Origin of the sequence: Desulfosarcina variabilis str. Montpellier (assembly GCF_048565275.1) — a bacterium.
In the GTDB taxonomy this organism is placed as follows: Bacteria; Desulfobacterota; Desulfobacteria; order Desulfobacterales; family Desulfosarcinaceae; genus Desulfosarcina; species Desulfosarcina variabilis.
In genome coordinates, this window is the sequence record NZ_CP159846.1 from 759,443 (window position 1) to 772,227 (window position 12,785).

Below are 12,785 nucleotides of genomic sequence, written 5' to 3' on the forward strand. Positions count from 1 at the left end.
TTTTTGCCTGCGCCCTTAACAAGCATTCGAATGGATCGGTTTCTCGATTGTCGTCATGTTGGGCGCATGAAGTAAATAACACTTGAGCTCGGAAGAAGAGATCGATTATCCTTGGGTAGTATTCACCTGGAAGAGCTGCAAGGGATAACCATGACAAGAACAACGATTTTGATGCTTCTATCAACTATTTGGCTTTGCATTGTCCATTCTGAAAATTTAGAGGCCAAGGATCTGGTGGCCGGCGTGGGCAATTTATTACCCCATGTCGTGGTGGATGAAAACGGCCAGCCTAAAGGCGGGTTCGTCGATGTCGTCAAAGCGATCGACAAGGTTTATACGGCGGGTACGATTTCCATTAGCGTACTGCCTACAAAAAGATCTCTGGCAAGTTTAGCCAACGGTCGTATCGATTTTCATATTCCCTACATCCCCAATCCCCGTGTTCCGGAAGAAACCCTGCCCTTCATCTTCGCCTCGGAATCGGTTGTCGATGTCGCCTTTGTGCTCTATACCCGGTCTGATGTAAAGGTGCCGCCAATGGACAGCTTAGGCAGACTTCACATTGAAACCTTAAGGGGCGCTGAACCCCACTTCGCATTCAAGATTTCAGGAATCGACAGTTTCAGACAAGGGATTTCAAGAGTCAGTCTGGGACGATCGGACGGCTTCATCGGGGAACAGGATGCCTGCGACCTTTTCATTCGGCAGAACAAAATAAAAAACATTCGCCGCACCTTGTACGCCAACTGGAAATCTTCAATCATCATTGGCAAAGGCCCCGAGAGTGTAACAATCGACCGGATCCTATCCAGCGCTTTACGCAAATTAAAACAAAACGGGGAATTGCAGAAAATCACCGCTACGATTCATCGTCCTTTCGAGGACTGGCAGCCTTATTTAGCAAACTGGTGACTTGTCAAGGGCGCGGGATCTGCGTAGGGTAAACCCGTCCTTTTAAAATAATCCGTCGTGACGGCGGCAACGATTCCGGGCAACACTACCATCATGGGGTCGAGCTGGTGCGCGACGAGGGCGTATCGCTGTTTTCGGCTGTGCTGCCAGACCATGCGTTTGAAGGCCTTCACAGCCTGCCGGGAACAACAGGTTCCCTATCTCGTGTCCACTGGCAACGCCAGTTCATTGTGGTGGAAAACAGCCACCCCTTCGTCTTCCTGGAACAGGTCGCACAATTGTTTGCTCATGGCGAATTCCTGCTCATCGTCGCTTCCACACAATCCCACAATGATCCGATAAACAGAATTGCAGCATCTTACTTGTCCTCTTTATCTTGCAGGGCGCACAGCTTGTGCGTACACAGGAGTGACCATGAAAATAAAAAACGTGGGCGGCGTGATCGTTGGCCTGGCCCTGCTGCTTTTTCTGGCGGAGCTCGTGCCGGCGGCCGACAAGGCCATGTACAACGTGTTGGCGGTGATGAGCTACGGGCCGGATTATGAATTCGTTCAGGAAGTTCGGCATGGGATCGCGTCGGCGCTGTCCGATACCTGCCGGATCGAGTACGTCTACCTGGACACTAAAAAGAATATCGCCGGCGGTCCGCAAAAAGCCAAAGCAGCGTTTGAGTTGTTCCAGACGCTCCGGCCGGATGGCGTGATTGCCGCCGACGACAACGCTCAATCCATGTTTGTGGTTCCCTATCTGAAAGACAAGGTAAAAACACCGGTGATGTTATGTGGGGTCAATGCCGACCTCGAGAAATATGGCTATCCGGCGCCGAATGTATCGGGAATTTTGGAAAGACTGCATATTGCCGAAACCATTGCCTTTGCCCGGCAACTGGTGCCGTCCATTGAAACGGTAAACGGTATATCAACGCGACGGTGATGAAGAAAATGGGCATCAAGACCAAACCAATCCTCTTGAAAGGCACCACGCTGGTCCAGACGGTGCCATAGGAGCCGGCAGTTCGTGAGCAATTCAACAATCGGAAAATCTGGCGTACGGTCCTCATTCAAGTTCTCCGATGTGCGCATCCGTACCAAGCTGCTGGCCATCATCAGCGATCTTAAGACATACAAAAAAGGGCTGTTGGCCCTGAATGCGGTAATGGTTGAACTGAAAAAGCGCATATTCGATGTTGAGCATGCCAAACGCCAGGCAACCGACATACTGGAAAAGTTTGACAGGGATGTCGTCCAGGCGATCAACGCGGCCAATACAAAGGTCCTGCGTACCCTCCGGATTGCCGAAGCGTCGCTGATAACAATTTCCCTGGTGCTTATTGTCGCCTTGATTGTGCTGACCACACTCTTTTTTAAAAGCATTATCAAAAAACCCATGGACGATATCCGCGATGGCATCAAGGCATTTCGTCAAGGCAATCTTGACGCACGCATCGATCTTAATCGCAGGGACGAATGGCATCTTATCGAGGACGCGTTGAATGTCATGGCTGCGGATCTTTCCACATCCTACGCGGACCTTAAAAGGGCGCAAAGCCTGGTCACCAACATCATCGATTCCATGCCGTCGGTGCTGGTGGGGGTGGATCAGGAAGGCCGGGTGACCCAGTGGAACCGTCAGGCCGAGAAAATAACCGGGCTGAGCGTTAATCAGGCCCAATCGCGGCCGCTGGCCGACGTGTTTCCCATGTTGAAGGGCGAAATGGACCGCATCCGGATCTCCATTCGCGACCGACAGGTGCTCCACGATTCAAAGATCTCCCGCCCATCTGAACACGGCATCCGCTACGAAGACGTCACCATCTACCCCTTGGTGGCCAATGGGGGGGGAAGGGGCGGTGATCCGGGTGGATGACGTGACCGAACGGGTGCGCCTGGAGGAAATGATGATCCAGAGTGAGAAGATGCTTAGCGTGGGCGGCCTGGCGGCGGGCATGGCCCACGAGGTCAACAACCCTTTGGCCGGTATCCTGCAGAACGCGTCGGTCTTGGAAAATCGACTGATGAGCGATCTGCCGGCCAACCAGCAGGCCGCCGAGGCTGCCGGTATCAGCCTTGCAGCGATCCGGCACTACCTGGAACTGCGCAAGCTGCCCGGCATGATCGAGAGCATCCGCGAATCCGGTAGCCGGGCCGCGGCCATCGTCAAAAACATGCTCGGTTTCGCCCGCAAGAGTGACCGGCGGGTTTCCAGCCAGAATCTGGGCAAGCTTCTGGACCAGACCCTTGACCTGGTCCGAACCGACTACGACATGAAGAAGCGTTACGACGTCAAACAGATTCATATCGAGCGGGATTACGACCCTTTGGTGCCTTCAGTGCCTTGCGAGGCCAGCAAGATTCAGCAGGTGTTCCTGAACATCCTCAAAAAGGGGGCCGTGGCTATGGCCGAGGTAAAAGATGCGCCAGCCCCGCCGGCGTTCGTGTTTCGGGTGCAAAACGACGACGCCTGGGTACGAGTGGAGATCCAGGACAGCGGCCCGGGCATGAACGAAAACACCCGGCGCCGGATCTTCGAACCTTTCTTTACCACCAAGCCGGTGGGCCAGGGCACGGGCCTGGGATTGTCGGTCTCCTACTTCATCGTCACCGAGGATCACGGCGGTGAGATGAGTGTGCATGCTGCAGAGGGCGGTGGCACTCGTTTTGTGATTCGGTTGCCTAAGTGGGGGGGATGGGTGATCAGTAATCGGTAATCGGTAATCGGTAATCGGTAATCGGTGGTCGGTGGTCGGTGATGGAGTGATAGGGTGATAGGGTGATAGGGTGATAGGGTGGTCGGTGAAGCGTGTAGGGTGGGCATCGCCCACCATCAACCTTGATGCCTGCACGTCATCGCCTATCGCTCTCATGCTTTGCATGGGAGGGCTAAAATCGATAGAATACCTTAAGCTAACAGCTAACAGCTAACAGCTAACAGCTAACAGCTAACAGCTAACAGCTAACAGCTAACAGCTAACAGCTAACAGCTAACAGCTAACAGCTAACAGCTAACAGCTAACAGCTAACAGCGCGAGCGTGGCTGGCCCAACGCAGAGGAAGGCAATCGTTAACCCAAAACGTCGGCATCTATGCGGTACGCCATCGCCTGCCTGTAATAAACGAGAGAGGCTGAAAAGAGATTACCATGAGCTTGTCTGATTTCAGCAAGAAGCAAGGCAAAATGAGCGCTGCCGGTGCATGCGTCATCGAAAGCAAGGTCGGCCAACTGCCTGATCAGTTGGCTGCCATCGGTTTGACGCCAACCTTCATTGCCGCTTATATCTCACCTTATTTGGATATCGACCAGGTCGGAAAGTTAATCTTCAGCCGTTTTCCCGATGTTCCCAAAATAATTTGCTCTACGGCAGGAGAACTTTTCGCTCAAAAGGGGAGCTTGTATTGCAAGATTGGTAGCTATTGGGATCGGGTCGTCGTCCAATGCTTTGATGCCTCCATCATCGCACAAGCTGAAGTGGTGAGCCTTCCCCTTGGCTGCGAGGATCTTCGCCGGGGGAAAATTGAAATCAGTTTGCGTGAACGGGTCGAACGGCTGAAAAACCGGATCCGGAACCTCGATATTTCCATGGACATCGACCATCGTGATACATTGGCCTATATCATTTTCGATGGCCTGTCCGCATCCGAATCCTTTTTTATGGAGGCCCTGTATGACTCTGGGCGTTTCCCGTGTTTATTTGTCGGTGGATCTGCCGGCGGCAAGCTTGATTTTCAGAATACCTGGCTGCACGACGGCTGGAATAGGTTTGAAAATCATGCGTTGATTGCTTTTCTGAAAACACCTCCGGGGATACGATTCGGCATCATGAAGGGTCAGAATTTCGTTCCTGAGAAGGTCTCTTTTTCTATCTTGTCTGCATCGGTTGAACATCGCTATGTCAGTCAGATTATAGATAAGAAGGGGCGGATCATCAGTCTGGTTGACGCGCTTTGCGACACATTTCAATGTCAACCCTCAGCGCTTGAGGCATTGATGGATGAGTATTCCTTTGCTATCTCGGTTGGTGAGGCGTTGTTTGTCCGGTCGGTATCGGGGATCGATATTGATATGGAAACGCTCCACTTTTACTGTGACATTTCCCCAGGCGAGGAGTTGCTGCTGATCAAGAAAGGAGACTTTGTTCAACGTACGATTCGTGATTTCAAACGGTTTATGGAAGGCAAACCCGGTGCGCCGATTGCCGGTATTCTCAATGACTGCATCCAGAGACGGTTGTTAAACGAGAATCAGCTTTCGGAAATGGGGGATGTCCTGACGGGCAGTGCCATTGCAGGCTTTTCCACCTTTGGTGAAATACTTGGCCTTTTCCTCAATCAGACCTTGACCGGAATTTTCTTTTTCCAAGTACCAGAAGGGAAACCGTTTAGGGATGAATATGTTGACAATTATCCCTTCCACTTCGGAGAATTCAAGGCGTTTTTTTTGAAACGCCAGATTGCCAAATTGAACGGTCTGTCTCAAATTGTGGTTCGGCAGATCGAGGATTTTAAAAAGAATCAGTACGGGAGCCGGCTTGATTCAACCGGAATGGATCCTACCATGGCAACGGTGTTTGATGGGCTGAATGATCTGAGCCAAGCCTTGAGCGAGGCAGACGCCCACCGGCGTTTGGCCAATATTACCGAGCAAAAGAAGGCGGAAGCAAACCTAAGGGCCAGTGAGGAGCGCTACCGAGCCTTCTATAACGAAACGCCATCCATGTTTTTCACCATCAATGGCGAGGGGATCATTACTGCCGTCAATGATTTCGGCGCAGATCAACTCGGCTATGGCAAAAACGAATTGCTGGGAAACTTTTTCTCGAATCTTTTTTGCGAAGCGGACAAGGATGCTGCACGTGACGGAATCACAAGCTGCCTGCAGACGCAGAAGCGGATTTTCCATTGGCAGCTACGGATGATACGCAAAAATGGCAGCCAGATGTGGATTGAAGAATTCGTACGGTCAGTCAGCGGGCCTGACGGAAAAGAAAATATCCTCGTTGTCTGCCTGGATATCACCCAGCGCAAACAACTGGAAGAATCCCTGCATCTTACCCAGTTCATTTTCGACAAGGCCCCCATCGGCATTTGGAGGATGGGAAAAAACGGTGAAGTCCTCGACGTCAATGAACAGGCCTGCAACAGCCTCGGTTACAGCCATGATGAAATTTGCCGCATGAAGATCTTCGATGTCGATCCCAATTTTGACACAAATGCCTGGGTGGACAACATTGCTACACCAAAAGCGGCCGGCACCACTACCATCGAAACCCTGCACCAGCGCAAAAATGGTGAGATCTTTCCGATCCAGGTCATCCAAAACCTGATGCGGTTCGAGGACCAGGAGTTTCACGTGGCCTTTGTGCAGGACATTACCGAGCGCAAGAAGGACGAAGAAGAATTGCGCCGTTTAAGAAACTACCTTTCCAATATCATCGACTCCATGCCCTCGATTCTTGTTGCGGTGGACGGTGAAGGCAACGTGACCCAGTGGAATCATCAGACGCTGAAAGTCACCGGCTTGAGTTTCGAAGCGGCCCGCTCCCAGCCGTTGGCCAAGGTCTTTCCCTGCCTGGCGGATGAGATGGCACGCATTCAATCGGCCATCTTCGAACGCCGGGTGATCAGTTCCCGTAAGTCGGAGAATACAACGCGTTATGAAGATATCACCATTTTTCCGCTGGTGGCCAACAGCGTGGAAGGCGCGGTAATCCGGGTGGACGACGTAACCCAACAGGTGCGCCTGGAGGAGATGATGATCCAAAGTGAGAAAATGCTTAGTGTAGGCGGCTTGGCGGCGGGCATGGCGCACGAGATCAACAACCCCCTGGCCGGCATCGTGCAGAGCGCGTCGGTTCTGGAAAACCGCCTGCTGGGCGATCTGCCGGCCAATCATAAAGCCGCCGACACCGCCGGTACGACCATGGCGGCCATCCAGTCCTACCTGACGCAGCGCAAGCTGCCCGACCTGATCGGCAACATCCGTGAGTCCGGAAGCCGTGCCGCGGCCATCGTTAGAAACATGCTCAGCTTCGCGCGCAAGAGCGAAAAAGTGGCTTCCAGTCAAGACCTTGGCACGTTGCTCGATCAAACCCTCGACCTGCTCAGGACCGACTACAACATGAAAAAGCATTACGACTTCAAAAAGAGCCGCATCCAGCGGGAGTACGACTCGGCGGCACCTCCCGTACCCTGCGAAGCCGGAAAGATCCAGCAGGTATTCATGAACATACTTAAAAACGGCGCCGAAGCTATGGCAGCGGTTGCCGATGCACCCGACCCGCCGACGTTTGTGTTGCGGGTGCTAAACGACGACACATGGGTACGGGTGGAAATCGAGGACAACGGCCCGGGCATGGCCGGGGACACCCGGCGGCGAATCTTTGAACCCTTTTTTACCACCAAGTCCGCAGGCAAGGGAACTGGCCTGGGCCTGTCGGTGTCCTACTTCATTGTCACCGAGGATCACGGCGGCGAGATGGGAGCGCATGCGGCCGAAGGGGGCGGTACCTGTTTCGTTATCCGGCTGCCCAAGGAGGATGATGATTCGTGATGGGTTGATTAGTGATCAGGTGAAGCTTGTAGGGTGGGCATTGCCCACCATCAACTAAGGCGATTTCTGTAAAAGAATATCCCATCTTGCTTGTCTTTTTTCCCGTTTTCTGCGTTGGCGGCCAAGGCCGAATACGTAAAGTATGCAACCTTGACGCCGCCTTGAAGACGAAAAAAAATCCTGCGCAATATGGGGACATTCTTTTCCGCCAATCGCCTAAAATGGGCGATTAGCGGTTAGAATTTATCAGTATCAGCTAATTGCTAACCGCTAATCGCTCAATTGGTTAGACTTTGAACTGATCCACCATCTGCTTGAGGCTTTCGGACAACTTGGACAGTTCCTGGGCGGACAGGTTGACCTGGCTGCTGCTGGTGGACATCTCGTTCATGGAAACGCTCACATCGGCGATGTCCTGGGAAATTTGGACGGTAATGGCGCAGGATATAAAAAATCCGGCAGTGGCGGCAAGGATGAGAGCAAGGACCGCAACAATGACAATCGTACGAGCGACGCCGCTGCTCTGGGATAGCACTTTTTGACCGAGGGAATCGGATTCTTTGACAACCATGTTATAGACCGCTACCAGATCGCTCTTCATGGTATTACCAACAGGGTTGAGCGTGGTTTCTATCAGATTATTGCTTGCTTTGACATGGTCGACAGCCGTTTTGAAATCTGCCAGATAGCGTTGCGCTGTTTCAAAAACCCTTTTGCTGAGCGTTTGTTGATCTTCTTGCACCAGGCGGTCTTTGATGGTTGCATACTTATTTGCGACTTCACCGAATTCAGCCTCGACTTTATCTATATTTTCCTGTGCGTTGTCTCTAAAATACTTTGAAACATGAAGCCTGCCGAGCAGCAGATTACACAGCGCCTATCCGGCCACATAAGGCACTTCCAGGTTGCCCTCCTCCTTGGCGGATTGCATGATCTGGGTGAGATCCGCTTCCATCTGTGTCCCTTCGGCGCTCAGGTTGTTTGCAAGAAGTGCGCTACTCTCGGTGATATGTTGTTGAATCTTCGTAAATGCTTCGTCATAGTCACGAAGATTCTTCATGAATGTGTGCACCACTTCGGTTCGCTCGCGATTGCCGACCAGGTGTTTTTCAGCCGTTTCCAATACACCGTACATGGTGTCATAAAGTTTTTTATATTCGGAAACCGCATTGGGATCCTGATTGATGAAAAATTCTTTGATATAACCCTGAGACTTTAACGGCCGCAAGCCTGGTAATATAACTGTTGCCCCCCCACCTTGAGTACAAGGCAAGATTTCAGCAAAGGGTTTACCCGCCAAAGGATACGTGAGAAAATTAATCGTCGCGCACATCAATTCTCACTGTTTTTGCACCATAAGGCCGGTGATGAAAAAAATAATACATTGTGAAAATCAGTTGGATCATTGGCAACAGGGTGTCGGCCGTGATCGCAACGGGCTGTTCAACACACCTGATAAGCGTGGTTTGGAACAGCTTTACCACTCAACCGGGCCCTTTTTTTTCGGCGCCATCCGGCTATTTCTGATTGCCATGATCGTTTTGGGGATCCTTTGGATCAGTTGTGATGCCAAGCGCCCCTTTCGAATCGGCTTTGTTGCGACGATATCCGGTCGTGTGGCCTATCTGGGCCTCGCCGGTCGCGATGCCGTTCAACTGGCCGTGGATCAATGCAATGCAAGGGGAGGAATTCACGGCCGCCGGGTAGAGCTGATCATCCAGGATGATCAACAAAATGAAGATATTGTAGTGGAGGCCGTGCAGGCGTTGATCCAGGCGGATGTTGAGGCCGTTATCGGCCCCATGACCAGCAATATGGCCATGGTCATTACCCCTTTCTTAAATGAATCCCGGACTATCGCCGTCAGTCCCACCGTTTCCACCGGACGGCTGTCCGGCAAGGATGATTATTTTTTGCGAGTTAATCCGGCGACTGACGAAACGGCAATTCATAGTGCCGAGTATCAGCTCCGATCCGAAGGCGTGCGTAAATTTCTTGTCATCTACGGCAAGGGTAACCGCGCTTACAGTGAAGGCTGGTTGAAAATTTTTAAAAAGCGGTTCGTTGCCGGTGGGGGGCAAATCACGGCTACCGTTGCATTTGGAAAAGGCGAGCATCAATCCTTTTCGGAAATCGTTCACGCAGCGTTGGTCAATGATTTCGACGGTATTTTGATTATTGCCAATGCCATGGACTGCGCCCTGATTTGCCATCAGATCCGCAAAAGTGATCCAGACACCATTATCACGCTGGCGGCCTGGGGCGCCACCGAACGCTTTATCGAACTGGGGGGCAGGGCGGTGGAAGGCGTGACAGTGGTCCAAAATTTTAATCGTGACAGCCTTGATCCGGCTTATCAACGGTTTCGAAAGCACTATCTTGAACGTTTCCGGCAGGAGCCGGGATTCCCCGGCGTTTATGCTTACGATGCGGCCCAGGTCGTCTTAACGGCGCTGGATAACCGAAAAAAAGGCCAGCATCTAAAAGTGAGTATTCTTTCCATCGGCGAGTTCAATGGGCTGCAAGGCAAAATCATCTTCGATGCCTACGGCGACGTAAAACGTTCCAATACCTTCATCAGTGTGGTCCGTAACCAGAAATTTGTTGTTGTGGAGTAGTCTCATGAAATCGCTCTATCCGCTGAAAGGCTTTTTATCCCTGAATTTTGCTGCCGTAGCGGTTCTGCCAATGATTACGATTGCTACACTGCTATGGTTTTTTGTGATGCCGACCATCCAGGCGCGGACGAGAATCCAGCATCAGGCCATGGCGCGCTGCATTGCCGGTCAAATATCGGCCTATCTGGAAGGCGGGCAGCGTCAGCTGACCGCCCTGGCCGGGTATCTTCCCCGTCACATGGTTGCGACGGATACCCAGACAGTTCGCCTGCTGGATGCCCAGTGCGGCAATGGTGAGTTTTTTGAAACCCTGTTTATCGCTGACCGTACGGATGCCGCCATTCAAACGATCGGCCTGGCCCAATCGCGCCGCCCGAGTCGTATCGATTTTATCGGTTTGGATCTTTCCGCCCGCAGTTTTATCAACAAAGCCAAAGGGGCAAGGCGGACGACCTGGTCGGAAACGTTTTTGTCCACCGTCAGCAGCCGCATGGCGGTGGCGCTGACGGTTCCCCTGGCCGACAGCTTTATTACCGGTGAGATCACCCTGGACAACCTGTCCGAGATCATCAGCCATCTGCCGGTGGAATCCGGATTTCGCACCCTGGTGATCGACGGTCAGGGAATGATTGTGGCCGACTCCCAAAAGCGACGCTGGGGAGAGACGTTGAATGTCAATTTTTCTGACGGGGCCATGGAAAGGCAAGCGTTTCCCATGGATTTTGAGCTGGATGGCCAGCATATGTTGGGTACGCTGGTGGAAATGGACGCCATCGGCTGGAAAGTGCTTGTCGCCCAGCCGCTTCGCAACGCCTTTCAACCGCTACGGGAAACATTTGGTTTGATTGGTCTGGGGCTGGCCGTTGCACTGGGCCTGGTCTTGTCCGTCGCCGTGCTTATCGCCGATAAGGTCACTGTGCTTTTTACGGCCTATGCCGATCGGGCGGAGGCCGTTGCCGGTGGGCGCTATGACCTTCAATGGCCGCCGGCCAGGGTCAAGGAGTTTGCCCGATTGGGCAAAAGCCTCAAGCGCATGGCTGAAAAAATCAGCAAGCGCGAAAAGGCACTGGTCGACAGTGAAGAACAGCTCAAAGAACTCATTTCCAACGTTCCCGGTGTGGTGTACCGATACGTGCCGATCCCCGAGGCCCCTGAATCCCGCTCGCTATTCAGCGTGGTGCGGGAAAAGACCATCGAGATCTTCGGGTTGGACTCCGGACAAGAAAATTTCTTCAAGGCGTTTGTGACCCACCTGCCCGAGGATGACCGGGCTGGCTTTGTCAGGTCCGTGAAAGCGTCGGGAGACGCCTTGACGCCCTGGTATTATGAAGGACGTTTTATCAAACCCTGCGGCCAAACCATTTGGTTCGAGGGCCGCAGCGTGCCCCGGCAGGTTGGCGACACGATCGTTTTTTACGGGATGCTTACGGACATAACCGAGCGTAAGAAAATGGAATCAAGGTTGCGCCTGACCCAGTTCATTTTCGACAAGGCCCCTATCGGTATCTGGCGAATGGGAAGAAAAGGTGAGGTCCTCGACGTGAACGAACATGGCTGCGCCAGCCTCGGTTACACCCGGGAGGAGCTTTGCCGTATGACGATCTTTGATTTTTCTCCTGGATTCGGACCCGAGGATTGGACAAACGGTACGGCCATCCTAAATGAGGTTGGCACCAAGACCAGCGAAGTGTTGCACAGGACCAAAAGCGGCGACATTTTATCGATTCAGGTCGTGGAAAACATGATACGTTTCGAGGACCAGGCGTTTCTTGTGGCCTTTGTCCAGGATATTACCGAGCGCAAAAAGATGGAGGAAATGATGATCCAAAGTGAGAAGATGCTTTCTGTCGGCGGCCTGGCGGCGGGCATGGCCCACGAGGTCAACAATCCCCTGGCCGGTATCCTGCAAAGCGCGTTGGTTCTGGAGAATCGTCTGCTTGGGGATTTGCCGGCCAACCAGAAGGCCGCTCAATCCGCCGGTATCGCCATGGATGCCATCCGGCACTACCTGGAACTGCGCCGGCTGCCCAACCTGATCGGAAACATCCGCGAATCCGGGATCCGTGCCGCCGACATCGTTAAAAACATGCTCAGCTTCGCCCGTAAGAGTGATCGGCGCGTTTCGAGTCATGACCTGAGCGCGCTCCTGGACCAGACCCTGGAACTGGTCCGTACCGATTACGATATGAAAACGCACTATGACGTTAAACAGATCCACATCCGGCGGGAGTACGACCCGGCGGTGCCGGTCGTTCCCTGCGAGGCCAGCAAGATTCAGCAAGTGTTCATGAATATCCTCAAAAACGGTGCCCAGGCCATGGCCGGGAGCACGGATACTTCGGCCCCGCCTAGTTTCGTGCTGCGGGTAAGTGATGACGGAGACTGGGTGCGGGTGGAGATCGAAGACAACGGCCCGGGCATGGATGAATCGATTCGCCGGCGCATTTTCGAACCCTTTTTCACGACCAAGCCGGTGGGCCAGGGCACAGGGCTGGGGCTGTCGGTCTCCTACTTCATTATCGCCGAGGATCACGGTGGTGAGATGCGTGTGCAGGCGGCGGAGGGTGGGGGTACCTGTTTTGTTATTCGGTTGCCAAAGGGGGGTGGTGATGGGTGATGGGGTGATCGGTGATCAGTGATCAGTAGTTGGTAGTCGGTCAACAGTCGGTTTGTAGGTCAGGTTCATTTGTTAGCGATTAGCGGTTAGCA

9 protein-coding genes are annotated in these 12,785 nt (G+C 52.9%); 7 read left to right on the plus strand and 2 right to left on the minus strand.

The window, feature by feature from the left end; all coding sequences use genetic code 11:
• Positions 1-150 precede the first annotated feature (150 nt).
• From Dvar_RS03420 to Dvar_RS03440, 5 genes are all read left to right on the plus strand, one after another.
• Positions 151-912, plus strand: a complete 762-nt coding sequence (locus Dvar_RS03420; RefSeq protein ID WP_419660328.1) for a hypothetical protein — start codon at positions 151-153, stop codon at positions 910-912.
• 414 nt (positions 913-1,326) lie between these two features.
• Positions 1,327-1,845, plus strand: coding sequence for a hypothetical protein (locus Dvar_RS03425; protein WP_419660329.1), 519 nt, complete (start codon positions 1,327-1,329; stop codon positions 1,843-1,845).
• 84 nt (positions 1,846-1,929) lie between these two features.
• Positions 1,930-2,778, plus strand: a complete 849-nt coding sequence (locus Dvar_RS03430; protein ID WP_419660330.1) for a PAS domain-containing protein — start codon at positions 1,930-1,932, stop codon at positions 2,776-2,778.
• Positions 2,744-3,619: a two-component system sensor histidine kinase NtrB gene (locus Dvar_RS03435; RefSeq protein WP_419660331.1), complete on the plus strand. Its 876-nt coding sequence runs from the start codon at positions 2,744-2,746 to the stop codon at positions 3,617-3,619. Before Dvar_RS03430 ends, Dvar_RS03435 begins: the two co-directional genes overlap by 35 nt.
• A gap of 431 nt (positions 3,620-4,050) precedes the next feature.
• A complete protein-coding gene (locus Dvar_RS03440) occupies positions 4,051-7,458 on the plus strand; it encodes a PAS domain S-box protein (RefSeq protein ID WP_419660332.1) in 3,408 nt (1,135 codons plus the stop codon).
• A gap of 286 nt (positions 7,459-7,744) precedes the next feature.
• On the opposite strand, the gene Dvar_RS03445 is transcribed toward Dvar_RS03440, so the two are convergent.
• On the minus strand, positions 7,745-8,200 hold the full coding sequence (locus tag Dvar_RS03445; protein WP_419660333.1) for a hypothetical protein: 456 nt from the start codon (positions 8,198-8,200) through the stop codon (positions 7,745-7,747).
• A 135-nt stretch (positions 8,201-8,335) separates the two neighbouring features.
• Entirely contained in the window at positions 8,336-8,791 is a 456-nt protein-coding gene (locus Dvar_RS03450; RefSeq protein ID WP_419660334.1) for a hypothetical protein, read from the minus strand.
• A 34-nt stretch (positions 8,792-8,825) separates the two neighbouring features.
• Between Dvar_RS03450 and Dvar_RS03455 the strand changes: the two genes are divergently transcribed.
• Complete coding sequence (locus Dvar_RS03455; RefSeq protein WP_419660335.1) at positions 8,826-10,076, plus strand: ABC transporter substrate-binding protein; 1,251 nt, start codon at positions 8,826-8,828, stop codon at positions 10,074-10,076.
• Between the two features lie 4 nt (positions 10,077-10,080).
• A complete protein-coding gene (locus Dvar_RS03460; RefSeq protein WP_419660336.1) occupies positions 10,081-12,693 on the plus strand; it encodes an ATP-binding protein in 2,613 nt (870 codons plus the stop codon).
• The last annotated feature ends 92 nt before the right edge of the window (positions 12,694-12,785 follow it).